Consider the following 25,560-nt stretch of genomic DNA (forward strand, 5'->3'; position numbering starts at 1 on the left):
ATTAAATGCTTTATCAAAAGCACCGATCAATATAGAAAAAATAAATTTTCAGGGCGGAATTATTTGGGGAGCGGCATGAAAAACGATTGAATAGGTGGCATCCTGTAGTATAAATGGGAGGAACAGAGCTGGCAGCTCACCCCTGATTTCATGGGTATCATATGTTTATATCACTTATATTTACTCATGAAAAGGTTACAATAAACACCGTAATTCCGACGCCATTTTAGTGTTAGCAATAATATGAGCAATTCAAGCCTTAGCCAGATCCGGTTGGAATATTTATTCAATAAGTATTACGAAGTACTGTGTCAGTTTTCTTATAGTATTGTGAAAAACAATGATGCAGCAAAGGATATCGTGCAGGATTTTTTTGTAAAATACTGGGAAAAATATATACTTCAGGAGCAGCCTGATAACTTTGAATCTTATGCTTATATTTCGGTTAAAAACAGGAGCCTAAACTATCTTGAAAGTGAGCAGGTAAAGTTACGTCATCAACAAGGAATTGAAAGATTGCTCTATAGTGACGATGATCTGCAACCGGGCAACAAGGAAAATGAAAATTACAGTATAAGGCTTTTAAAAGCCATTAACCAATTACCGGAACAACGGCGCAAGATTTTTACGATGAGCGCTATGGAAGGATTAAAGTACCTGGAGATAGCTGCACAAATGAATATTTCCATCAATACGGTAAAAACACAAATCCGGAAAGCCTACCTATTCCTGAGACAAAACCGTGAAATTTTGTCCATCCTGATTTTGGCAACCTCCTATATGGGGAGTCACCCTTTTTTCCTTTTCAACTGTCTTAATACAATATAATGGGTAAGCATAAAAAAAACACGGAAGTAGATTGGGAAAAGATCCACCATTTGCTCGATGAGCAAAGTGGATTACCTGTATCTACCGGGCAAATGAGTGAGGAAGAACTTGAACTTTTAAAGGAAATAATTGCTATCCGTACACAGGCTGGTGAACTGAAGGGTTGGGAAGGCGTAAATACCGCAGAAGATCTTGCGAAGCTCAAAGCCCGGTTATCACTGCCTGCTACTGTTGTCGTCCCCATATGGCGCAGGGTAATACGATATGCCGCCGTTATTTTCATACCACTTGCCATAGCCGCTTCGGCATGGTTGCTTTTTAAGCAAAGAAGCCTTCCTGCGGCCGATGGACTTAAGTATATCACCCAGGAAACACCGAAAAACAATACACAACCAGTCATCTTGCCTGATGGCAGTAAAGTATGGCTGAATGCCGGTTCCCGGCTACATTATTTACCGGCTTTTACCGGCAAACAAAGAATAGTGGAAATGAGTGGTGAAGCCTATTTCGAGATCGCCGCCAATACACTGCAACCTTTCATGGTTAAAGTGAATAGCCAGGTAGTACAGGTGTTGGGGACTTCCTTTAACATCAATGCCTATGGAAGACAGATCATCACGACCCTGACACAAGGTAAAATCGCTGTAGGAACGGCAGATCAGCCGGCCACTACACAATACCTCCTGCCTGGGCAACAGGCAGCGTATGATACCCTCACGGGTGTACTGCATGTAAGTGCCGGCAGTACAGCAACTGCCCTTGCCTGGAAATCAGGACAAATTGCATTTACGGATGTTGCCTTTGATGATTTGATGAAACAATTAGGATTACGTTATGATTACAGGATTATTTTTACAACTGAGCAATTCAACCGCCTTCACTATAATGTTCCGTTGATGCCCAGGCCTGAAAACATTCTCCCATTATTGGAGTTGATAAAAGCTACCACTGCTTCTCCCATTGATTTTAATATTGATACGTTAAACCGCACCATTGAAATAAAATAATAATTATTTATCTTTCAGGATCGAGAGGAGTTTTTGCTTAGAGTAGTACAATGACAGGCCAAAGTTGATATCATTCTTTTGTTATCCATCATTATCGCATAAATTTGATGAACCAATCCAATTGTCTTTTGAAGGGCTGGTTACATCTGTCCTTGCCATCATACCTGAAATGTTCATTTTGCTTTGTCATTTGTTTACTCACATGGACTGCCAATGCCCAATCTCCGCGCATTTCAATTCACGTAAGGCACCGACCTATCACACACGTTTTAGGACTGATTACAGAAAAAACAGGCACCGCTTTTTTTTACAATACGGAGGAAATTAAAAAGCTCCCTCCTGTAAGTCTGCAGGTTGATAACGAAACGGTTGACAACATATTACAGCTCCTGTTAAAAGATCAGGCGCTGCATATTGTTCATACAAATGGAATCATTGCCATCATACCCGCCCATAGTGAAGACAACATCTTATCAGTAAATGAAGTGACGGGCCGTATATCAGACATCAATGGAAATCCTTTACCACAGGCTACGATCATTGAAAAAGGAAGTAACAATTGTACAAAAAGTGACACCGCCGGCATATTCCATCTTAGTGTAAAACCCTATGCAATATTACAGGTAACCTACATTGGTATGCAAACGAAACAGGTGCCCATTAAAAGCCCTGCATTCCTGTCAATTTCTCTGCAACCCGTATTAACTGCTATAAACGAAGTGGTGATAAACGGATATTCCAATATTAAACAAAAATATTCTGCCGCCTCGGTGACCAATATTGTCGCTGGCAGCCTGGATCGCAATGATCAGCTTTCTATAGACAATATGCTGCAAGGCCAGGTACCTGGGCTGTCTATCAATTTGAACAGTACTAATCCCGGAGCAGCTCCTAAAATAAGGCTACGCGGAACAGCCACACTACTGGGAAACCGGGAGCCTGTTTGGGTGATTGATGGTATTATCAGTAATCCGCCAATGAAACTGGATGCTGCAAGTGTAAATTCACTGGATGATGTAAACCTGATGACCAGTCCGATCACAGGCCTGAATCCCAAAGACATCAAACAAATAGATGTATTGAAAGACGCAGCAGCAACCGCATTATACGGAGTCAATAGTGGTAACGGCGTGATCCTGATTACTACCCGTAACGGCATGTTGCATAAAGCACCCGCCATTACATTTTCGCAAATGACCAATATTACCTTCCGACCCGGCTATCGTCAATTAAACCGGATGAACGCCTCACAAAGGATGGCGTTGTCGAAAGAAATTATAGATAACAAATTGCCCTTTTCAAATGGCATCCTTCCCCAGGGATTTGAGCGGGACTATACTGCCTTTCTTAACGGGAATATGAGCAAAGAAAAATTGGAAGAACTGGAAAAAGGCTATGAATCCATGAATACAGACTGGTTCGATATTCTGTTCAACAACGGTGTTGCGCAAAACTATCATTTATCCGTAAACGGAGGTGGGAGTAAAACTGCGTATTATTTGTCTATGGGCTATGCCAGTCAGAAAGGACCTGCCATCTTCACACAAGCCAGGCAATATTCCGGAATGATCGGGGTTACTTATCATCCTATCCCCGGGTTGCAGGCAGGGATCAAGTTATCCGGCTCTCAGCACGCAGGTACCTATCCTTACCAGACAAATCCTTACCAGTATGCCTATAATACATCCAGGAGCCTACCCTATACCATAGGGCAGCAGCGAATGTATTACAGTTCCTCTCCTTTTACTCCTAACTGGTCGCTGCCTAATTATGTAATGGACACTTCCCAGGTGGCATTGTCCAACATTGTTTCTGACATGGAGAACAGCCATACCAAAACGTTGGTGAACACTTACAAGGCTGTCATTCATGCAGACTGGACATTTCTTCGTTCATTTAAACTTCACGGATTATATGGCCTGGGAATGTCCGGGTCACAAAACAATAGTTATGCAGGAGAGACAACCGGTTACATCGCCTCTAAATACCGGCTGGGATTGGGCGCGGGTATGGCATACAGTGATGCTGCAAAACAAAATATCATTCTTCCGGCGGGCGGCGAATACCAGGAAGCAAATACCCGGCAACGTGACTATACCATCCGTCATTCCATAGAATATAATTTCACTGCCCCTTCGCACTATGTACAATTGCTGGCCGGCAATGAATTAAGACAATCAAAATACGATATCGACAAGCTGTTTATACTTGGATATTATCCTGATAGTGGAAAGGTAGCCCATTCCCCATCAGCAAAGGACTATCCCTTGTACAACAATTTTTTTCCCTATTCCGGCATTCATCCTACGGAAAAAATCATCAATAAATACCGGCAGATGAGCTGGTACGGCATGCTGGTATACTCCTATAAAGACAGGTATACACTCAATTTTAACATCCGGCAGGATGGAGCCAATTATTTTGCCCAATATGGCAACGAAACCTGGCAGCGGACCTGGTCTGCCGCCATCAAATGGAGCATCCTTGATGAACCCCGGATAAAAAAAACGATGCATGCGGACAACCTGCTCGCGCTCCGGATATCTTATGGATACAATATCGGGTTACCTGAAATAAAATCACCGAATCTATCCATTTCCAATTCGTCGCGGAATGTTATTTCCGGGGATGGTCAGGCTACCGTGACCAATTTCTCCAACCCCGGATTGCGTTGGGAAAAAACATATGTATTCAACGTCGGCATAGACTTTTCTTTTTTTAACAACCGGTTTTACGGAACGCTGGAAGCCTACAATAAACGAAGCACTAACTTGCTGGCCAATATAGACCTGGCCGAAGAAAACGGCCTTAATTCAGGCATGTATAACAGTGCGGGTGTGGACAACAGCGGTATAGAAGCCGGTATGCAATGGCAGATCATCCGGCAACGCAACTGGAAATGGAATGTAGGCACCAATCTTTCATTTAACAAAACCCGCATACTGCAAACCAACTTCACGGACCCCGGAATCATAGGTAATCAGCAACAATACCTGGATGGAAATATTATCAAATCGGGGACAGATCCCAATACGATGTATGCCTACGCATTCACAGGACTCAACAACAAGGGTATTCCAACTTTCCGGGGAATTTATGATAAAGACTACGCGGTTCAACCAACGGTGGCAGAATACTACGCCAATGTTTTTGTTCCTGTAGGTAGTCGTATCCCTTTAATAGACGGTAGTTTCTCCACGAATGTCAGGTACCGTAACTGGAATCTCAGCGCCGTTTTCCGGATAAAGCTGGGTTATAAACAACGACTGATCAACCTTTACGGAAGCGGAGGATTTATACCCAACCCGGCTGAAAATACTTCTACCGCCATAGAGAAACGCTGGAAGCAACCCGGCGATGAAAAAACAACTGATATCCCCCGCATGACTAACCAATCCGGACTTTATCTCGTTGATCCCATTACGATGTCTCCTGTACAATATTATCGCTTTGATGCTGCCACCATGCAATACTTTAATGGAACACTCCCACTTTACCTGATGTCTACATTCCCATCTGAAATGTATAACAATAGTGATATCCGGACGGTCAATGCCAGCCATGTGAGCCTCTCTACACTTTCCCTGCAGTACACTATTCATCCCCGCAAAGCCGGCAAGCAACTGTTTAAGGATATTTCCTGTTACACGCAGGTACACGATGTATTGTTACTGGCGAGTAAAAAATTGAATGGTCAGGACCCGGAACTGCCTGCAGGAACAATGCCCCGGCGGCCTTCTCTGACACTTGGTATGGATGTAAATTTTTAGCAATGATGAAAATTAACTACTTAAAATATATCATCTTCCTGCTTACTTCCATATGTATCTGCTGTGGATGTAAAAAGTACCTGGATACCCCGGCCGATAATCTGCGTACCCCAAAAACAGTGGCAGAATATACCGAAATGCTGAATGGCGAAGGATGGAGCAGGAACCTGTCGGCCAACAACGACTTGTCTCTTTACTTTCTGGATATGATGACAGCGGATGTAACAGAAAGTACAGGCCCCACTCCTCCGGTAGATGAGAGAGGTGCCTACTCCGCGTTTTACACCTGGCAAAATATATACGATGCTCAATATGATGAAAGACGGTCTCCCTCTGCTATCCTGAATAACACCTGGCTGGGACTATATAGAATTATAAAGGTTTGTAACATTATTACCGATAAGGGAGAAAACATCCAGGGAGATATTTCTTCCAGACAATTTTTACTGGGGGAAGCACATTTTTCCAGAGCGTTAGCTTACTATTATCTTGTAAATATCTGGGGGACACCTTATGATCCGGCAAATACTGCCGACTCCATGGGAGTACCACTACAAACAAGTGGTACTTTAGTAAATACTTATCTCCCGAGAAGTTCGGTACATGCCGTTTATAATCAAATACTGGAAGATCTCAACAATGCGCTTGGTTATGTACAGGCGTCCGGGAAAACGGGAGGTATTTACCACTATTCTCCAGCTGCTGTTTACCTGCTACTATCAAGGATACACCTCTATCTTCAACACTGGGAACTGGCGGCCACATTTGCAGGGAAATGCCTTGAAATCAAATCTGTCTTAAATGATATCACTACCCAAAACAATGTCAGGTCTGATCTTTATTCCAGTCTTTTGGGAGTGGATAACCCAGAGGTGATATATACCTTCTATAATGATTTAAATCCAAATGTCTTTAATATTTTCGGAGATGGAAATAGTTATGGCTTTAGTGTTTCCAGGGAACTCCTGCAGCTATACGCCGGAACTGATCAACGGTTAGGTGGTTATTTTTATGACAATGATGCAACGATTATTCCAAAAACATTTAACACTTATGGCAACATTTATTGCTTTTCCTTTCGTACGGCAGAAGCCTATCTTAACCGGGCGGAAGCGAATGCTCATCTGGGAGAAACCGGTAAGGCACTGGCGGATATTTACCTGTTAAAAAACAATCGCGTAAAGGGTGCTGCATACGCCCCCCCGATGAATCAACAAAACCCGTTACCCGAAATACTGACAGAGCGGAGAAAAGAACTGGCGTTTCAATTGCATAACTGGTTTGATCTCAGACGCACAAACAGCCCGGCTATTATTCACTATTTCACACCGGTGATAAACCAGCAGGTCCATGCGCCACAGCAATTTGTACTCCGGAAAAACGATCCGGGTTATACACTGGAGATACCAGCCAAAGCCTTACAGGTTAACCCTGCATTGAGACCACTTGGTCTTAACACCAGGATACCTCAGTGAATGGTTAACAATTGCATCTTCATTACAAAATTTAAATTGCAGCAGTAATAATACTGCCGCCTCTGTTATCAACCAAAGTCGCTATTACGAGGACTTAGATCTCCTGACATTACTGCCGGATCAATATTTCTTCTGTAACCCGATCCGCACCAGCGGAATTAGTATAAAATGTTTTTAAGTATATGCGCCCGCTCACCGGATCATAAGACTTATCCAGTACTTTAAAGGAACCTTCTTTAATTCCCTTTTGCATTGCCGTATTAATAGTAACTGTTATGTCCCTGTCCGTGGCGCTTTTCGCGAAGATGTTGTACTGCCAGCCAGACGCCCCCAGATCACTGTAGTCTACACTCACGGTGCCTGCATATTTAATTGGATTCGCTGTCTTAATTCCGGAAATCTTCGCAGTATTTGCAATTGTTCCATTTGCCAGTGTTGTCTTATACAGGATACGTACAGAAGTATCCAGGTAATTACCTGCCAATGGATATCCCGGGATAACAACGCTGCCGGAAGTATCTTTCACAGTGGCTCTTGACATAGTAACGTCAGATCCGTTGTACTTGCCTTTTAAAACAAAGCTGTCTGCTGTGCCCGAAATAATTTCCAGCTCGAAATCAGACTTCAGTCCTGTACCTGGCTGTGCACCGGGTACTTTAGCTTCTGCATCCGCCAGTAAATGCAGGTAGGTATAAGTATCAAATATTAATTCAGGCTGCTGTAATGCTTTAAGGCGATAACTGCTGTTTAATGATGGCTGGTCTTTCCATCGCGAAGCCACCCGATTGCTATCGTTGAACTTAAACCAGAACGCATATACGTTGTCGTTTTCTTCCGGATTGGGGACCACCGTTGCTACCCAGCCGTAAGGAGCTGCCACCAGGATAGACTGATAATTCGCCAGCACAGCATTCAGCCGTTGGTCTGCGGATTTGTCAAAAACCGATGAATGAAGATCCTTTTTACAGGAAACAAAAACCACCGCAGCCAATAGTAAAATATATACCAGATATTTAATCATTTCTGTAAAATTTATAGTGAAATAACTGCCTGCACCTATCGATGCAACACATTATGGATCTGTTGTTGAACGGAGGTTTGTAAACTATAGAAATCAAGGTTATAGGCATCTCTAAAATAATCCACCACAATTTTCTCTTTTGCTCTCAGCAACATGATGCCCTGGGGATTATTAAGACTGTCCGGATAGTCTGGGAAGGGATGATAAAGTGTATAATCATAACGGGCGCGCCCCATTACCAACATGGTTGATACCAGTTCGGCAATATCCTCACCTGGTTCTTTCCGGGCATAGTTGGTAACAAATCCCAGTGTCCATGGATTCTCTTCCGCAACAGTCCAGTTGCCAGTATAACCATCCGGCGTCACTTTGTTAAATGCGATCGGATAATTTTTCTTTTGGTTTAAGATATGTGTGTATTCATGATGGATCAGATGCGCCATATCGGCCACTCTTCCACTATCCTGCCTGCTATATGAGTTAATACCGAACAACAGTATCTTAAGGCCACCTTCTGCCAATCCCGCCACAGCATTACCGTTACTTTGCAATGCAATACTTCCGGAGAGCATAATTTGCTTCGGCGTATTTAGTTTCATAAAAGTAGAATCGCCTGCGGTCTGATTATAAGGTGCAATCCATATGCTGATAATATCCTGTGTTACCGGTATTACTCTATTCTCGATTGGAGGTACCAGTATCAGGCTCTTATCAAACTCCGACTGATCCCATTTGTATTTCATTTCTATATTATAGGGCTTTATCATAGAATCATATAGCCATTTATCAATAGGGCTCTTTACCCAAGCGTCACCACCCAATCCGGTAATATCCGCATTCAGCGTTTCTTTCTTGTTACAGGAAATAACAGCAGCGGCAGTTATTACCAGTAACAGGAATGATTTTAAATATTTCATTCTTAAAGATTTAAATCAGTTGTATATATTATTTCAACACGCATGATGTACCATGCAAACATGGATCAATATCGCCGCTACCTGGGATTGGCAGCCAATCCACTAGCTTGAGCTACCTGTGGTATTTGTAACACTTTCCTTGGATCATCAGCAGTAATATTGATAATAACACCTTTATCATCTTTATGTGTAACAGGAAGTTTATTTCTCAGGATATCCATCCATCGCATCCCTTCCTGCATAAACTCACATCTGCGGGCATCCAGAATTGCCTGTATAGTTGCACCCAGGGGATCTGCCGCCTTGTTATAATAAGCAGTTACCTTATCTAAGGTGATGTTGTTGGTAACGGGATTATAGTTAATCACCCTTGTACTATAGTAGGTATTCAAATCTGCTATCGCCGCATTAAAGTTTCCGGTTTGTGCACTTGCTTCTGCATGATTAAACAATACTTCTTCTGCGGTAAACAATGAAACATATATATAAGGGTTGCCAATATCCGCGCCGGTATACACAAAATTCTCCAGCCATTTTTCGATGCCCTGGTCATTGTTATTGGATCCGTAATAAAACACGTTATACGCCAATGATCCTCTCACAATGTTCCCGGAATAAAAAACATTACCTGCAATTGCTGCGTTTAATCCATACTGGTATCCTAACCAGGCCCTTGCCCAAATGGAGTTGGTGGTGGCCAGCAACAGGTTGGATTTCGTATCAGGACTTGTAAATGCCGCATGTCTTTCTGCACGGGTAGCAGTATTAAAAGTGGTATTAAGCGGGCGCAGGTAATCTCCGAAATTATTGCCCGGAAAAACCTGGCTGGTGTAGGTTAATACCTTGGTGTAGTCTTTCTTAAACAGGTAGAAGCGGGCCGCAAATGCATTGGCAGCAGCTTTGTTAAAATGAAAGGAAGGTACTTTATAAGCGCTGTTGTTGATTAACGGTAATCCTTCCGTTAAATCCTTTTCAATCATTTCATACACATACTTCACTGTTTTCCTTTCATATTTTGGATTGATGGTTTTTTCAGGCGCCAACACATAAGGAATACCGGGATCAGTGGCCGCTGTGGCAGCATCATAAGCCTTCGAGAAAAAAGTCACCAGCATAAAATGTGCATAAGCCCTTGCCAGCAACGCTTCTCCTTTATAAGGACTATAGGCCGTTTGGTTAGTGGCTTTATTAATAGCATCCAATGCCTGGTTGGCTGCAGCGATTGCCTGATAACAACTTTGCCAGTAAACATCCGGAGAGCCTTGTTCCGTACTCGCATAATCTATAAACTTATACGCATTAATGTTTACACGGAGATCACCACTGTATTGATCACCCGAATGCCCTCTGTCACCTGCATTATCAGACATCGACTCGCTAAAACAGATATAGTCCCTGTCCGGGTAGGCCGATGTAAGCATTTGCGCTACCTTATCAGGCGTATCCAGGGTAGTTCTGTTATCCGGCTCTACTTCCAGGTATTTGTTACATGCACTTAGTAACAACGTACCGGTACATATCAATACACTTACTTTTATAATATTTTTCATCATGATAGTTCTTTTAAGAAATCCTTACAAACCAACTTTTAATGACATCACCAACTGACGTTGCAGCGGTTGAGCAACACCACCGGCATTAAAGAATTCGGGGTCCTGTCCTCTCAGTTTGCTATCGGAATACAACAACCAGAGATTGCTGGCTGAAGCAGTCAGCGACAGATTATTTAACCCTATATTCTTAACCATACGGGGAGGCAATACATAGCTGAGCGCTATATATTTAACCCGTATAAATCCTCCATCTGCCACCCTTGCAGATGAATAATTATAGTTGTTGTAAGGATAGGCATCTGTCATTCTGTAATTGGTGAGGGCATCAAGAATAGACGGTACATTGGTTACCTTTTGATCGCCCGTCAATGACCAACGATCCAGGAATTCCCTTGGAAATGCGTCGAGGTCGGAGTAGGTGGATTTAAATACAGGATTGAGTCTTATTTTATTTCCTGCCTGGTAAGTAAGTAATACATTCAGCGATAAACTTTTGTAGCGGAATGTGTTAGAAAAACCTCCGGTAACAGGTGGATCCACAGGTCCTTCGTAGACCAGGTACTTAGTTTCTATATCCTGTAAATTCACTTTACGGGACACCTCTCCCTTTTCATTTACAAACAACGGAATCCCTGTATTACTTTCTAATCCCTTGTAGTCAAGTGAGAAAAGACTGCTTACCGGGTAACCATCTTTATTTCCTCCTTCCGGTTTTACCTGGTCAAATATAATTGGGGTGTTTTTTGCGTTGGTAATTTCGTTTTTGTTGTAACCAAAAGTCACGTTCGTTTTCCATCCTATATCTGTACTACGAATGATGTCAGCACCAATGGTTACTTCTATTCCATGTGAATTCAGGTTGGCATAATTGGCAACTCTCACATCCTGCCCGCCTATGCCGGAAGTTTTAATCCCGGCAATGAGATCGAATCCTCTTTTTCTATAGAGATCAATGCTGGTGGTGAGTCTGTTGTTAAAAAGTGCAGCATCTACCCCAACGTTCAATGAGTATTGCTTTTCCCAGGTAAGATCAGCATTCTCCAGGTCAATGATCTGAATACCTGATTCAATTACCCGTGCATACTGGCGGTAAGTATTCTGTGCTTTCAGTACTGCAGCTGAATTGGTAGCAGCACCTAAGTCTGCCGTCAGTCCGTAACTGGCACGCAACTTCAGCATGTTTATTTGTCCAACATCTTTCAGGAAATTTTCCTGATCCAGGTTCCAGGCACCACTCAAACTCCAGGTAGGTAACCAGCGGGCAGATGGTGATTTCCCCATACGATTGGAACCATCTGTGCGTACTGCTCCTGTAAAGTTATAGCGATTGTTGTAAGTGTATCCAGCAGTGGCATAAAAGGCAGCATAACGATCATAGGTTTCCTGCATACCAAAATACGGAAGGTTGGCTTCACTGGCCTGTTTAAATGCGAGGTAGTAAGGAATTACACTACCGCCATAACCGTATTGGTAACCATAACCTGTATTCAACGCGTTTTGCCTGTTGGCGTATTTGACTTCCTGTCCTACCAAAACATTCAGATCATGTTTACCAAACGTCTCTGTATAATTCAGACTATTTCTGAAGTTATAATTGGTCAGGGAATTTTCGTTCCTGTTGTAAAAGCCCCCTACTGGCAGTACAATCTGTGGGAACGCATTTGGATTATCCGGATCCTTATACAGGAAGCGGTTAGCATTGGCGATAACAGAATTAGTGGCTGCCCGGTATGCCTGTGCTTTATTGGAGCTCTCATTCACCAGGTCTTCCTGGCTGGTTTTAGCATACCTGATGGCTCCCAGGAAATCGTACCTGAGATGTTTGGTAATTTTGTAAGACAGATTACCCTGTAATTTGATGTCTATGACGGAGAGTTTTAACTTATTATTCTGCAGCTCATTGAGGATATTAAACGGCGCATAGTTCCTTGTAAAATACTCCAGGTCACCATTCTCACCATATGCTGTCAATGCGCGGCTGGTATTTAATGCGTAGTTATATGGGTTAATGTCAAAATCCCTGCTCATCTTCCCATAGAAAGCATCAGTGCTTCGTGCCACAGTACCCGGAGCTTCCTGCTGTCTGACAGATCCGGTAGCAATTAATCCGGCAGATAATTTATCGGAAAAAGTATAATTATTCTGGGAGTTAAAGGTGAAACGTTTGACTTTATCGGCTACTGTCCAACCGTTGTCATTATAAAATCCGGCAGAAAAATAAGACTGCATTTTTTCTGAACCGCCGGAAAGACTGATCGTATGTTCCTGTATCAGGGAGTTGCGGAATAAGATATTAAACCAGTTGGTATTCGCCAGTGCGTAACGTTCTAAAAAAGCTTTTCTGCCTTCCTGTGTATTTTCAAGCAGGAACTTCCCCGTGGCAGGGTTATAGGTTTGTAACTCGTCATACATTTTACCGTATACGCCCTTGTCGGCACGGTTGCCAATATCAGACAGATTCATCAGCCCTTTCCTGGCTATCTCTGCATCTACAGACATCTGTTCTGCCGAGTTCATGATATTGAAGTTGTTATAGCTGGGTCTTAACTGTGTGCTGAAGTTACCTGTATAGTTAGTGGTCATTTTGCCGGAACGGCCTTTCTTTGTATTGATGACCACTACACCGTTCATAGCCCTGGCTCCATACAAAGAAGTAGCAGCGGCATCTTTCAGGATATAAATATCTTCCACATCATTCATATTCAATCCTGCAACAGAGGATGCAAGTAGCGTAGAAGGGTCTCCACTGGACAACTGATCATTGGAAACATCAATTACATCTTCCAATGCAATACCATCTACTACCCATAAAGGTTTGTTCTCACCAGTAAGGGAAGTAACACCCCTGATACGGACCTTGGGGGCTGATCCAAAAGTGGCGGATACACTTTGAATACTTACTCCGGCTGCTTTTCCTTCCAGGGCACGGCTGATATCGGTGGTTCCATCCATCCGGATATCCTCTGCTTTAAGCCTGGTAGAGGCACCCGCAAATTTTCGCTTGTCAATTTCCTGAAAACCGGTTACAATGACTTCATTCAAGCCTTTTGCCCCCTGCTTCATGGTAACATCCAGGTGTTTGCTGCCATTAACATTTTTCACAACAGCGGCATATCCTAAAAAGGTAAAAGCCAGTTTATCGTCCGGAGTAGCGGCGATGCTGAATTCACCCAGGTTACCGGTCACGGCTGCCTTTTTACTGTTAGCAGCTCTCACCACTACGCCTGGCAATGCATTTCCTTTTTCGTCTGCTACTTTGCCGGAAACAATAATGGATGAATCACCAGACCTTGATGCTGATACCCCCTTTACCGGATTTTGCTGCGCTGCGGCATCCCCGGTGCCCGTTACAACTAATATAAGACCAGTGGCGATGATCAGTGATAACTGTTTGATCATGAAGACTGGCCCGACAAATGATTTGGTTGACACGCACAGGTTCCCTATACGGAACGCTCTGTAAAAGTCCATATTCATACTGTTATAAAATTATTTAATCCCCTACCTGGTGGTCAGGAGCGAGTCAGGTTTAGTCTTTCGTTGTTACAGTGGGCCCACTGTCTGATTTTAGCCGATTTTGTCTTATTACATTTGGTTTCAAATGAAATTACTGTTATACGACAGGCGAGAAATGAAAAAGGGTGACTGGGAGAAAAAAAATATTAGAGAAAGTAGATCAGGACAACTTTTCTATTAAGGTGGCAGAAGCTATTCCATGGTAACGGGGACATCACTAATTATAGGAGAAGCCGTATAAACCTCATAGTCTATACGGCTCCTGGTAAAAATTAATTAATTCTAATACGCGATATCTTTCCATCCAGGCCATTATTCCGGATGAAAGTTACTCTCACGTATTCATCCTCATAAGTCCTTTCAAACGTATCCACCACATACTCCGGGGATGCCCGCTTTACATTAACAATGCAGAAATCATCATTGGTCCCTCCATCGGGGGAGTCATACACCCGGATCTCTGCGCCGGGACGTACGCCATAGAGTTTGGCTGACCTGATCTCATCATTTTTTACTGGTTTAAAATCCTGTCCTGGAACGTCTTCCACGGTTTGAACAATGTTCTGAGTGGCATTGTTGCCTTCATAAAATGCAATGATTCCCATAAAATGGTGATTTGAGGTGAAGAAAAATTAGCAATAAAAGCTTCTTTACAAGACATAGCAAAGCCTAAGGAATCGTCCTTACACATCTGTGCAAATATGCTACAGATATTACTTTACATAGAAAATATATGTTTGATTGAAAAATAATAAAGTTCATTCATGGATAGCTATTTTGAGTAACATTCAATTCTGTAACAAAACAATCAATTAAAGGGAAGGTGAAGTTAAGTAACTTTTGAGATAAAAAAAAGTTCCATCAAATATTCTCTCATCAATAATATGGAAGGAATGCTTACTACTTATGAAGGACATTCTCCACATAAGACTTTAGCAACTCCAGGTCATTTAAGGCAGCTCCTATTGTATTATTAAAATAAACAAACACTTCTTTTCCGGCGACCAACCATTCCCTGATATACCCGGCATATTCGTGGAGAAAACCATCGTCATAACTACCTTTATAATCACCAGCAGGACCATGAAATCTTACATAAACAAATGGCAGTTCCATCTCTTCCAATGGTGATGCTGAATTTGTTTTATCATGAATCACCATTCCCGCTCCGAAGCTGCTTAAAAGCCGGTAGGCTTCTTCCCGGTACCAGGAAGCATGCCGGAATTCTACTGCCAGCTTCCATTCCCGGTGTGGATCTGCTTTGATGATGGTGGCCAGTAATTTTTTAACGTGGGAGATATGGTTGTAACGCAATCCTGGCGGAAACTGCATCAGTAAGCAGCCTTTCTTTGATCCGGCAGCTGCAATGATGTCCATAAACTTCCTGACATCTTCCGCATTAACATGCAGTTCTTTCTGGTGGGTTATTTCTCTCCATAGCTTAAAAGTAAATCTAAAATGTGCCGGTACACTATCTGCCCATTTCTGAATAGTGCTTTGCATGGGCAGTTTATAAAATGTGCTGTTGATTTCTATGCTATTAAATAATGCACCGTAAACGGACAATCTGCTTTTACCCTGAAACGCGGCAGGGTAAAACTGCTGATTTTTATAGGGCAACAATAATCCGCTGGTGCCTGTATAATAGGTTCCCTTCTTCATCTGCAGTTATTTACTTCTTAAGTAACTTATTGTTGATGATTCTTTCCAGTACCTCTTCCTTCTGATATTTGCTGATGGGTACTTCATACTTACCCACATGCAGTATATTTCCTTCAATGGCACTGATATGATTGATGTTAACCAGGTAAGATTTATGTGGCTGCAAAAACTGTCGCGGGTGCAGTTTTTTCTGTACGGCCTTCAGTGTAGCATGGGTCACTATTTTTTTGTCTGCTGTATAAAAGGCCACATAGTTGCCCAGGGCTTCGGCAAACAGGATGTCGTTGAATAATACCTTTTCCAGTTTGGTATCTGACTTAATAAAAATATATTGCTGATCACCAGTTTGCTGGGCAGAAAAATAATCATAGGCTTTATTTGCCGCCTTTAAAAACCGTTCAAAAGAAACGGGTTTTACCAGGTAATCAAGCACATCCAGTTCAAAGCCCTGTATCGCATATTGCTCATAAGCAGTGGTGAAGATCACCTTGGGGGGATTAGGATAACTTTTCAGAAATTCGATGCCCGTCATATAAGGCATCTCAATATCCAGGAATAACAGGTCTACATGCTGTTGTTTCAAAACAGTATTCAGCGCTATGGCATCTTCGCATACTGCTACCACCTGTAGGAAACCAATTTTGGAAGCATACCCCAGCAGCCCCTTTCCGGCAAGCGGTTCATCATCGGTGATAACGCATTTTATAGTAACGTGATCCATCAGTTTAATGTCAGTTTTAATTCAGCTAAAAAACCATCTTCTTTTGTTTGCGTTGTTAATGTATGCATGCCGGGATATAACAATTCCAGTCTTCGTTTCAGGTTATCCAATCCAATACCTCCTTTCTGCCTAAAAGGAATATTATCGGGTATCGAATTTTCCACAAAAAAACAGACTTCATTGGCTTCCTTTGTCATTTGCATACGAATATGAAAGCTACCGCCCACATATTTAAAAGCATTTTCTACCAGCGGTAAAAAAAGCAGCGGATACACCTTTTCCTCGTGCAGTTCTTTATCAAAACACACGCTGAGCTGCAGTTTTGCAGAAGACCTTATTTTTTGCAGGTCAATAAAGTTTTGCAGATATTGTATTTCCTGCAAGATGCTCACGGTTTGCTGCTGGTCATATAACTGATACCGCAGCAGTTCAGAAAAGCTTTCCACTGTTTTTTTTGCCGCCGTTATGTCTTCATCCATCTGAAAATAAATGGTATTTAAAGCATTAAACAGAAAATGTGGATGGTATTGTGCCCTTAAAAATTTCAGCTCCGTTTGCAGCTGGTCATTGGCTATTTTTTCCAGTTGTAACCTGTTTTGCACATATGCCTGCAGAAAGATGTGACTACGCCGCACGCCATAATATATCAGGGCGTATAACAAAGGGATGACGTTGATATCTGCCACATCCATCCATTGCAGACCATCATCTGTAAATGCCGCCATAGGAAGCATCGTGACATTCTGCAGCACCTGGTTTACCACAAAAACATAAAGTAGTTCCTGCGCTATTCTTTTATAGGAAAAATCGATCGCTCTTTTTTCATCAAAATAACGGAACAACCGGTTAATTGCCCACATAAAACAATAACCCATGATGATGCTGCATATCACCTCTATCGTGTTTAATAACAGCGACCGGTGCCAGAATCGCATACCGGAGGAGCTGTCCGCCAGCAGGCGAATGGTATAATATACCAACAGGCCGTAAATAGCGGGGAAAATATATTTCCAGAATCCTTTCATAATAATATGCGGAAGTTACAATTAATTATGCAGTGGCAGATTCGACCGGTAACACGATCCGTGTCTCTTCTTTTTTCCCTATGCGCTGACGGGGCTTCATACCAAACAAGAAACGCATCACTCCAAATGGCCGGATAAACAAATGAAAGATACCCATAGAAATAACAAAAGTAACGATGACGGTGAAAGAATATTTCAGTGCAATATCATCTGATACCCCCACGATGTAGTAGGTCAGCAACACAATCACGGTTTGGTGCAGGATATAAAAAGGATATACCGCCTCGTTCAGGTAAGGCAACACCGGACTTTTTCTGTTGAGATATTTTTTGCCATATCCCACAATAGCGAACACCCACATCCAGGCTACCACCGCTGATATCGCCAGGAACACATAAGTCCCGACGGCAAGTTTAAAATCTGTATATACATGCCAGGGCTCCAGCTTATTCCAGCGCAGGTAATTGATGAGCAGCGTGCCTGTAAAGGCAATGGTCAGGGAGGTGCGTCGGTTGCGCTCCAGGCTATCCATGAATGCCGGGTTGGCAATACAAATAAAACCAGCGAGTACATAAAACAGCCAATACAACAAAAAGGCGTAGTCATTTACCAGGGTATTGGTTTCGGGAAATTTCAGTACCATAAAAGTATAGACCAGCACACCCGGTATCAGCAACAGGTAAATGAATTTTCCTTTCGCCATCCAATCCGCTTTCTGCAGGAACGCTTTCCCTTTAGCAGAAATGAGCCAAACAAACAGCGGCGCAAAAACGATGTCATAAAGCAGGAGATAGCAAATGAACCACAGGTGATGCCAGCTGAGGTTTCCTTTTGGATAGGCGCCCGTGCTAAACATATGCGTATAAAAGTCCCGGAAATTGCCTTTAAAGCCCTGTGTCAGCCGTTCCATATATACCTGGGGAGGTACTATTACCAATATTCCCAGGAGCAGGGGAATAAACAGCCGCCTGAAGCGGAGGCCAATGAAGCCACCACCGGTTCTGCGTTGCAGCATATAATAACTCACCGTACCTGAAATAAAAAACAGCAGGGGCATACGAAAACGATGGGTAAAATCATTGAACTCCAGCAGCATATTGCTGGTTTCCTTATTTTTTATGTGCCAGGACCATTCCGCTACATAAGGCATGGCAGAATGAAAAAACAATACGCAAAGGATAGCCAGGATACGTAGCCAATCCAGATAAGCCTGCCTGGGAGGAGATTGTGGTTGCATAAAATATATTTTATACAAACCTATCCCTGGCAAGGGGTATGGTAAAAGATATTTGACGTCAGGACATATTCCGGTGGTGAAAAGACGGTTCCCTATCCTTTGAAAAAAGGACTGCGGTCAAATTGTTCAGTTTGCCGGATCCATTGCGTTGGAATAGTATGTTCACCGGCAGATAGCACCACGATGCTCCCTACGATGGCAGCAATCGTATCCCGGTCACCCAAACCGCTCACAGCTTTCCATAAGGCGGCTTCCACGTCACCTGTATGATGAGCTGCACACCAGAGGGCAAAAGGAACAGTATCCTGGGCGGTGAGTTGCATGCCATTGCCTAAAATTGATACAATGGTTCTAATGTCGTAACTCAGCGGCAGCGTAGCGGCTTTTTTTATCTTGTACTTCACATCGCTTTCCGGGGTATGCTGCACAATAAATTTAAAAAACTGTTCAGCAGGTAAAGGTCCGCACTCCGCGCAAATACTGGCGGCCAATGCTACTGCCACTGCACCTGCTATCGCTTCGGGATGAAAATGTGTTACGGCAGCAGCCAGCGAAGCCTGTTCCATCACTTTTTCCACGTTGCCCTGAAAATATGCACCGATGGGACCGGAGCGCATAGCGCCACCATTACCCATAGAACCCATACCATCAAAAACGTTGCTGCTGACTTCCTGCCAGTGTTTACCGGTACCTATATCTCTTAGTATGGCATGTGCAGTACCACCATAACCGCGGTAATCATCCAGCAAATAATTAGCTGCAAATGCTTTGGCAAGTTGGTCCTGCTTTATTTCTCCATACTCGGCCAGGATGTTATACACACCAATCCCCATAACTGTATCATCTGTAAAAAGCCAATCGCCGGCCTGCAATTCTTTATAGCGGATCCGGTCGGCAATGATATCTTCTTTCCCAAAAAAGGTTTCGCCGAAAGCATCTCCTATAGACAAGCCCAGCAGGGATTTCTTTGCGGATAAAAGTGGATTGTTGACAGTCATATAACTCAAAGGGATTTATGTTGCTTTGCTTTTATTTTATTGATCTCATCCATCATGAAACGATGCGGATCTTCCACATCATGCCCAAGATCAATGAAAAACTTCTTTAGCAAATCATAGGTTTCATAATCGCCGTTGAGATAGTGGTCGGGGGTTGTTTCCATATGTGCACAACTAAGACAAATATTCAGGCAGGACACAATAGTGCCGTCCGCACGATAAAAGACAATAGCATCGCGATAATCCGGTCCACATAACATACGGGGTACGTCCGTGACCGTGGTGTTTAAAATCTGCTTTAGCCAATCTACCTGTGGAGCATCCCGCTGGAAAGTATGAGTCTTTATGCTGGAAGCATGAAAGTTTCCTTGTTTGTCGATCAGGTTTTGCGTATATGCTACTAATGGAGTTAGTTCACTGAGCCTGGTTTCTTCCGCCGGAGTCAAATCATCTCTTTTCTGTTTCCGTTCATTTAGCCGCATATACTCCTCTGTTAGCTCTTTAGCCACTGCTTCATAGGCGGTTCCCCGCTGCAAAGAATAGGTTTCTATATAATCAAAATCAAGTTGATTGATATAATCTACTACACTGGGTCGTTGACTAATAGTGGTCATAGGCGAATATTTGACGCCAAATATACGTTGCCCTTTCCTTACTGCTTCAACAACTTAAACGCATGGTTCCAGTCGTTTTGTAAAAACCCGGGGATACACCACAAGATACACAACGGCTCAATGGCGCGTGCTGATATCGCCTTGCCCATGTCTTCCGTTTCCCAGCCAAAAGCGGTTAATATATCCGTCACCGTTTTCCTGGCGGCGGCATCATTGCCACAAATAAACATGGTAGGTATTCCACCAGGAAGCTGTGGCTTATACATCAGCATACTCCCTACGCTGTTAAACGCTTTTATCACACTGGCATCAGGTATGGTCTGCTGAATTTTTTCCAGCAGCGATCCATTCTGGTCTGTAAAAAATTTCAATACCCCATCTTCCGGAGGTGCACTGGCAATAGGATTGGTGGTATCAATCACCGTTTTACCGGAGAAGTTCGCCACGCCTGCCTGTTCCACTGCAGACACAGCAGCTGCGCCGGCTACCGACAATACCAGCAGTTCGCCAAACTGTGCGGTGGCATCAAAGGTCCCGGTTTGTCCCTTTGCATTTTCACTTTTCCATTTCTGCACTTCTTCTTTTTCCGGGTTCCGGCTGCCCAGCATGACTTCATACCCTTCTGATAAGAAAGCGGTTCCCAGCGTTTGTCCTACTTCGCCGGAGCCAATAATACCTATTTTCATCTTGTAATTTTTTTTGAGAGAATGATTTCGTTGGTTAATGGTCTTATTGCTGAGGTGGTGAAGAAATCCGGTCTATCCTGGAAAGATAATTGTACAAGGAAGATACAAATTAGTGCCGATAATCAATACCTATACAGGTTAAGTTTACACTATCTGCCGGAAAGCCGCACTCCACCCACAAGCAGAAATTCAGTACCTTTCGTAATGGCAGCGGAAATGCCATCGTAAACCGGCACGTTATGAAGCGATTGTCCCTGATCTGTTCCTTGCTGATCTATATTTTCACGGGTATGCCAGCTGCTTTTGCAGGTGACACTGCGTCTTACTATACACAACAGCTTGATAACCGCAACGGACTTTCTAATAGTGCCGTCAACTCCCTCCTGCTTGATTCAGATAAGTTATTATGGGCCGCTACCTGGGATGGGCTCAATATGTACGATGGTACGGCCTTTCATGTGTTCAACTATAGTAAGGATAATCCATTACACAGTATCGGTAACAATGTAGTACTACAGGTAGTAGAAGACGGAGACCGACGGATCTGGCTCAGCACCATCGAAGGCGTATCCCGTTATGATAAGCAAAGCGGCAAATTCTATAATTATTTTTACAGCCGGCAGCAGCGCAGTCGTATCAGCGAACAGGAATACAGGCTGATAGCCGATACGGCAGGACAGCTATATTGTTTGAGCCGTCAGGAAGGACTTACCCGGTATAATGCCAGGGCAGACTCGTTTGTGGTATGCCCATTGCCTGCTGGCAATAACCGGATCAGCAAAGCCGTTTTTGATGCCGCCAATCACCTGTGGGTCCTTCGCGGCGATGGTAGCCTGGAAATATACGCCGACTGGCAGGCACAATGGCCACTGTTGCAGCGCTACACCAACGTACAGGCATTATTCTCACTGGAAGGCAGCATCTTTTTCACGACTACCACACATGAACTGATGACCGTTTCACCTGGTACACACCAGGTACAACTGCGGGCACTCCTCCCCCATGCGGTGACTGCCATGACCCGCTATGGCCCCGATTATTTGCTGGCATGGACGACGCAAGGCTTTGGTGTATACGATGCACAATTCCGGCCAGCCCATCTGCTGCCTGAAGTAACACGGCAGTTGCAGGACATGAAGATCATATCATGGGCCACCAGCAGTGAACAGATATTATGGTGTGGTACTGATGGCAATGGTATCATCAAAGTGTATCCGCAGACAAAATACTTCGGCACTGTTACCCGCAATACCGGTGGTCCGGCCTTCAACAAACCTATTCGTGCTTTTTGTGATAATGGCAACGATCTATGGGTAGGCACCAAAGGCAGCGGTATTATCTGTTTACCGGGCTTTACGAGGCAACCTGCCATTACACCGCAACAACTGTTTACGGCAGAACTGGATGATAATTCTGTGTTTGCACTTTGCCGCGCATCCGATAGCATGATCTATATTGGCACCGATGGCAAAGGCCTGGCTGTATATGATCAATTACATAAACGCTTCTTACGGTGGCAGGATATGACCGGTAGCAGCCAGCTTCCTGTTTTCGGCTCTGTATATGCCATACAGCCGGATGCAGATGGTTCACTGTGGCTGGGCACCAGCGGCTATGGACTCGTACACCTGCGTATTCAGCGACAGCAGCGGAACATGGTGGTTACCGGATTTGAACAATATACTTTTAACGGTACCGACAGCGGGCCGGCCAACGATATTATTTATTCTCTTGCCTCCGGCCCGGGCAATACCCTCTGGGTGGGCTGCCGCTATGGCGGGCTTAACCTGTTCAACAAAACGCAAAAGAAATTCCTGGCCTTTAAAGCCTTCAGCTATGAAGGCGGACTATCCCACAATGATGTACTGGCACTTTACCGCGATACACGGCAACGGCTATGGATAGGCACCAGCTATGGACTGAACTGTATTGCGGAAGCAGATGTCAAACAAGTACACCCGGAATTTATCAGGTATAATACAGGCAACGGACTGCCGAATAATACCATTCATGCCATCACACAGGATAACGATGGCCTGATCTGGGTAAGTACCAACAAAGGACTCGCACGTATCAATCCGGCTACATCGGAGATATCACATTTCCAGGAGGCAGACGGACTGCAAAGCAATGAATTCAGCGATGGAGCTGTATGGAAAGATCCCGGTGGCAGACTTTACTTCGGTGGCATTTATGGCTTCAATTATTTTGTGCCGGGTAATATCCAGGAGCGCCGCGTATATCCGAACCTGCTGATATCCGGGCTGCAGCTGGCCGGCAAAACAAATGAAAACGGATTACAGGTACTTAAGCCGGGGCAGTATAACCCCGCCGCCTATACGTTATCCAGGCGCGATAACTTTTTTGAACTGCAAGGCAAGGCTGTCAGTTTTTTGCATGCCGAAAAATGCGAATACGCCTGGTTCCTGGAGGGCTACGACAAAAGCTGGCAATACACCGGCGGCAATGGTAAAATTGCCTACAGCAATGTGCCTCCCGGCCGGTATGTGCTGAAAGTAAAATGGAGTAATGGCGAAGGCGTATGGACACCTCCCAGTGTATTACTCACACTCACCATCCAACAATATTTCTGGCTTACCTGGCCAGCATTTGGATTATACGGATTGCTCCTGATCAGTGCTGGCACCGCCTTCTGGTTGTATCGTAGAAATAAACTGGAGATGAAACACCAGCTGGAAATGGAACATCTGCTGCGTAAAAAAGAGGAAGAAGTGCACGAAGAACAACTCCGCTTTTTTACCAACATTGCCCATGAACTGCAAACACCACTTACGCTGATTGTCGGCGCAGCAGAACGCAGCAGGGAACAACCCGGTGATACCTATCATCAGGCATTGGTGCATCAGCATGCATCCAGACTCACCTATCTTGTACAACAGCTACTCGAATTCCGCCGGGCAGAAGCCGGTTTTCTGAAAAATTATTATTCTCCGCTGAATATTTCTGCGCTGCTGGAAAATATTGCTGCACTATTCAAACCCATGTGTCAGCAAAAAGCACTGCACTTCCAAACGGCTATTGCTCCCGCCATGATGGCGGCAATGGACAAGGACAAGCTCGAAAAGATCCTGTTTAATTTACTGAGCAATGCCTTCAAATATACCGGCCGGAACCAGTCCATCGTTTTCAATGCCCAACAGGAAAAGGATTGTCTGGAAATTTATGTGTACAACTCCGGCTCGCATATTCCGGCAGCGCAGCTGGATAGTCTGTTTACCCGCTTTTTTACCACCGGCGCCCATACGCAGGAGAAGTTCGGCACCGGCATCGGGTTGGCTTTTACTCAGCAGATGGTGTTACTGTTGAATGGCAGTATCCGTGCCGTGAATGAAAATGAGGGAGTCGCCTTCTATGTAAAACTGCCGCTGATAGAAGCAGGTACCAGCACTATGGAAGCACCGGCTAATCCTGCTCCTTCCTACCTGTTGCAATCTATTACGGCCAACCTGTCCTCATCCGTAGCACCAGCCATTGATCCTAATAAGCTATCCCGCATACAAAGTCTGCAGGAAGCAGGTAAAAAAAGTATACTGCTGGTAGAAGATGAATATGCCATCCGGCAACTATTAAAAGATCAGCTTTCCGGTCAGTATATTATATATGAAGCCAATAATGGCAGCGAAGCGCTGGAACTGATCCGGCAAACCCTCCCCGATCTGATCATCAGTGACATTATGATGCCGGACATGAATGGCCTGGAGCTTTGTAATAAAATAAAGAATGCCGCCAGCACCTGTCATATTCCTTTTATTATTCTATCTGCCCGTGGTACCATGGACCAGCAAACGGAAGGTTATGAAGCTGGTGCAGATGCCTACCTGCCCAAACCCTTTTATGCTGCACATTTACAGGTACGCGTGCGTAAACTGCTGGAATACCGCGAACGACTGCACGAAGTTTTCAGGAGAGATCACGGCCTGGGACAACTGGAGGAAACAGATATGGCAGATGAGGATAAACAATTCCTGCAGGAACTGGTGCGCGTAATAGAAGAACGTATAGATGAGGAAGGTCTCAATGCAGAAATACTGGAGAAGCATCTGCTCCTTAGCAAAATGCAGTTGTATCGTAAACTGAAAACGATTTCCAATATGACACCGGCAGAGTTTATCCGTTATATCCGGTTAAAACATGCGGCACAGCTCTTAGTAAAAACCCAGTTAACAGTAGCCGAAATCTTTTACAAAACAGGTTTTAATAACCAGTCGTACTTCTTCAGGGAATTTAAAAAGATGTACCGCTGTTCCCCAAATGAATACCGGGAACAACAAACCGCTGTGTAGCGCAGAAGACAAGTAAAAATTCAACGCATTGATTTACAACAAATACCAATCATTTATTTTTACGATTGTACAGTGCTTTGTAACTATAGTACAGCATCTTCGTACTGCTTCCACCTATCTTTAGACCATCCAAATCAATCCAAAAAGAATTCACGTATGAAGAAGCAGGGATATGTACTGCTGTAGTTCCATTCAAATCCAACATTAATTACTTTTTTAAAACAGG

The 25,560-nt window shown here is 43.8% G+C and carries 17 protein-coding genes; 5 read left to right on the forward strand and 12 right to left on the reverse strand.

The features are described 5' to 3' along the window. Nucleotides 1–243: 243 nt before the first annotated feature. The 4 genes from AB4Z08_RS14540 to AB4Z08_RS14555 all read left to right on the forward strand — a co-directional run bounded on the left by AB4Z08_RS14540 (nucleotide 244) and on the right by AB4Z08_RS14555 (nucleotide 7,080). Nucleotides 244–828 (forward strand): RNA polymerase sigma-70 factor, encoded by a 585-nt coding sequence (locus tag AB4Z08_RS14540; protein ID WP_441574474.1) that lies wholly within the window; start codon nucleotides 244–246, stop codon nucleotides 826–828. Further along, a complete protein-coding gene (locus AB4Z08_RS14545) occupies nucleotides 828–1,835 on the forward strand; it encodes a FecR family protein (RefSeq protein ID WP_441574475.1) in 1,008 nt (335 codons plus the stop codon). The genes AB4Z08_RS14540 and AB4Z08_RS14545 overlap by 1 nt, the downstream gene beginning before the upstream one ends. A 128-nt stretch (nucleotides 1,836–1,963) precedes the next feature. Beyond that, nucleotides 1,964–5,605, forward strand: a complete 3,642-nt coding sequence (locus tag AB4Z08_RS14550; RefSeq protein WP_441574476.1) for a SusC/RagA family TonB-linked outer membrane protein — start codon at nucleotides 1,964–1,966, stop codon at nucleotides 5,603–5,605. Nucleotides 5,606–5,607: 2 nt separating this feature from the next. Then, nucleotides 5,608–7,080: a RagB/SusD family nutrient uptake outer membrane protein gene (locus AB4Z08_RS14555; RefSeq protein WP_441574477.1), complete on the forward strand. Its 1,473-nt coding sequence runs from the start codon at nucleotides 5,608–5,610 to the stop codon at nucleotides 7,078–7,080. A 109-nt stretch (nucleotides 7,081–7,189) separates the two neighbouring features. Here AB4Z08_RS14555 and AB4Z08_RS14560 read toward each other — a convergent pair whose 3' ends face one another. The 12 genes from AB4Z08_RS14560 to AB4Z08_RS14615 all read right to left on the reverse strand — a co-directional run bounded on the left by AB4Z08_RS14560 (nucleotide 7,190) and on the right by AB4Z08_RS14615 (nucleotide 21,030). Continuing rightward, nucleotides 7,190–8,101, reverse strand: a complete 912-nt coding sequence (locus AB4Z08_RS14560) for a DUF4302 domain-containing protein (RefSeq protein WP_441574478.1) — start codon at nucleotides 8,099–8,101, stop codon at nucleotides 7,190–7,192. Nucleotides 8,102–8,136: 35 nt separating this feature from the next. After that, entirely contained in the window at nucleotides 8,137–9,018 is an 882-nt protein-coding gene (locus tag AB4Z08_RS14565) for a substrate import-associated zinc metallohydrolase lipoprotein (RefSeq protein ID WP_441574479.1), read from the reverse strand. Between the two features lie 77 nt (nucleotides 9,019–9,095). Further along, nucleotides 9,096–10,571 carry a RagB/SusD family nutrient uptake outer membrane protein gene (locus AB4Z08_RS14570; RefSeq protein ID WP_441574480.1) on the reverse strand — a complete coding sequence of 492 codons (1,476 nt, stop codon included), beginning with the start codon at nucleotides 10,569–10,571 and terminating at the stop codon, nucleotides 9,096–9,098. A gap of 21 nt (nucleotides 10,572–10,592) precedes the next feature. Further along, on the reverse strand, nucleotides 10,593–14,042 hold the full coding sequence (locus tag AB4Z08_RS14575; protein ID WP_441574481.1) for a SusC/RagA family TonB-linked outer membrane protein: 3,450 nt from the start codon (nucleotides 14,040–14,042) through the stop codon (nucleotides 10,593–10,595). A gap of 317 nt (nucleotides 14,043–14,359) precedes the next feature. Then, nucleotides 14,360–14,692 (reverse strand): hypothetical protein, encoded by a 333-nt coding sequence (locus tag AB4Z08_RS14580; RefSeq protein WP_441574482.1) that lies wholly within the window; start codon nucleotides 14,690–14,692, stop codon nucleotides 14,360–14,362. Nucleotides 14,693–14,987: 295 nt separating this feature from the next. After that, nucleotides 14,988–15,749 (reverse strand): DUF72 domain-containing protein, encoded by a 762-nt coding sequence (locus AB4Z08_RS14585; RefSeq protein WP_441574483.1) that lies wholly within the window; start codon nucleotides 15,747–15,749, stop codon nucleotides 14,988–14,990. A 10-nt stretch (nucleotides 15,750–15,759) separates the two neighbouring features. Continuing rightward, nucleotides 15,760–16,470 (reverse strand): LytR/AlgR family response regulator transcription factor, encoded by a 711-nt coding sequence (locus tag AB4Z08_RS14590; protein ID WP_441574484.1) that lies wholly within the window; start codon nucleotides 16,468–16,470, stop codon nucleotides 15,760–15,762. Then, nucleotides 16,470–17,495: a sensor histidine kinase gene (locus AB4Z08_RS14595; protein ID WP_441574485.1), complete on the reverse strand. Its 1,026-nt coding sequence runs from the start codon at nucleotides 17,493–17,495 to the stop codon at nucleotides 16,470–16,472. The genes AB4Z08_RS14590 and AB4Z08_RS14595 overlap by 1 nt, the downstream gene beginning before the upstream one ends. A gap of 25 nt (nucleotides 17,496–17,520) precedes the next feature. Continuing rightward, nucleotides 17,521–18,732, reverse strand: a complete 1,212-nt coding sequence (locus AB4Z08_RS14600) for an acyltransferase family protein (protein WP_441574486.1) — start codon at nucleotides 18,730–18,732, stop codon at nucleotides 17,521–17,523. Nucleotides 18,733–18,824: 92 nt separating this feature from the next. Beyond that, complete coding sequence (locus AB4Z08_RS14605; protein ID WP_441574487.1) at nucleotides 18,825–19,730, reverse strand: ADP-ribosylglycohydrolase family protein; 906 nt, start codon at nucleotides 19,728–19,730, stop codon at nucleotides 18,825–18,827. Nucleotides 19,731–19,735: 5 nt separating this feature from the next. Next, a complete protein-coding gene (locus AB4Z08_RS14610; RefSeq protein WP_441574488.1) occupies nucleotides 19,736–20,344 on the reverse strand; it encodes a hypothetical protein in 609 nt (202 codons plus the stop codon). 38 nt (nucleotides 20,345–20,382) lie between these two features. Continuing rightward, on the reverse strand, nucleotides 20,383–21,030 hold the full coding sequence (locus AB4Z08_RS14615; protein WP_441574489.1) for an NADPH-dependent F420 reductase: 648 nt from the start codon (nucleotides 21,028–21,030) through the stop codon (nucleotides 20,383–20,385). Between the two features lie 239 nt (nucleotides 21,031–21,269). Between AB4Z08_RS14615 and AB4Z08_RS14620 the strand changes: the two genes are divergently transcribed. Further along, complete coding sequence (locus tag AB4Z08_RS14620) at nucleotides 21,270–25,334, forward strand: hybrid sensor histidine kinase/response regulator transcription factor (RefSeq protein ID WP_441574490.1); 4,065 nt, start codon at nucleotides 21,270–21,272, stop codon at nucleotides 25,332–25,334. Nucleotides 25,335–25,560 lie beyond the last annotated feature (226 nt).

Source organism: Chitinophaga sp. RAB17, assembly GCF_052114225.1.
In the GTDB taxonomy this organism is placed as follows: Bacteria; Bacteroidota; Bacteroidia; order Chitinophagales; family Chitinophagaceae; genus Chitinophaga.

Coding starts and splice junctions, on each gene's coding strand:
- AB4Z08_RS14540 (WP_441574474.1), top strand. CDS start 244: ATGAGCAATTCAAGCCTTAGCCAGATCCGGTTGGAATATTTATTCAAT.
- AB4Z08_RS14545 (WP_441574475.1), top strand. CDS start 828: ATGGGTAAGCATAAAAAAAACACGGAAGTAGATTGGGAAAAGATCCAC.
- AB4Z08_RS14555 (WP_441574477.1), top strand. CDS start 5,608: ATGATGAAAATTAACTACTTAAAATATATCATCTTCCTGCTTACTTCC.
- AB4Z08_RS14560 (WP_441574478.1), bottom strand. CDS start 8,101: ATGATTAAATATCTGGTATATATTTTACTATTGGCTGCGGTGGTTTTT.
- AB4Z08_RS14565 (WP_441574479.1), bottom strand. CDS start 9,018: ATGAAATATTTAAAATCATTCCTGTTACTGGTAATAACTGCCGCTGCT.
- AB4Z08_RS14570 (WP_441574480.1), bottom strand. CDS start 10,571: ATGATGAAAAATATTATAAAAGTAAGTGTATTGATATGTACCGGTACG.
- AB4Z08_RS14575 (WP_441574481.1), bottom strand. CDS start 14,042: ATGGACTTTTACAGAGCGTTCCGTATAGGGAACCTGTGCGTGTCAACC.
- AB4Z08_RS14580 (WP_441574482.1), bottom strand. CDS start 14,692: ATGGGAATCATTGCATTTTATGAAGGCAACAATGCCACTCAGAACATT.
- AB4Z08_RS14585 (WP_441574483.1), bottom strand. CDS start 15,749: ATGAAGAAGGGAACCTATTATACAGGCACCAGCGGATTATTGTTGCCC.
- AB4Z08_RS14590 (WP_441574484.1), bottom strand. CDS start 16,470: ATGGATCACGTTACTATAAAATGCGTTATCACCGATGATGAACCGCTT.
- AB4Z08_RS14595 (WP_441574485.1), bottom strand. CDS start 17,495: ATGAAAGGATTCTGGAAATATATTTTCCCCGCTATTTACGGCCTGTTG.
- AB4Z08_RS14600 (WP_441574486.1), bottom strand. CDS start 18,732: ATGCAACCACAATCTCCTCCCAGGCAGGCTTATCTGGATTGGCTACGT.
- AB4Z08_RS14605 (WP_441574487.1), bottom strand. CDS start 19,730: ATGACTGTCAACAATCCACTTTTATCCGCAAAGAAATCCCTGCTGGGC.
- AB4Z08_RS14610 (WP_441574488.1), bottom strand. CDS start 20,344: ATGACCACTATTAGTCAACGACCCAGTGTAGTAGATTATATCAATCAA.
- AB4Z08_RS14615 (WP_441574489.1), bottom strand. CDS start 21,030: ATGAAAATAGGTATTATTGGCTCCGGCGAAGTAGGACAAACGCTGGGA.
- AB4Z08_RS14620 (WP_441574490.1), top strand. CDS start 21,270: ATGAAGCGATTGTCCCTGATCTGTTCCTTGCTGATCTATATTTTCACG.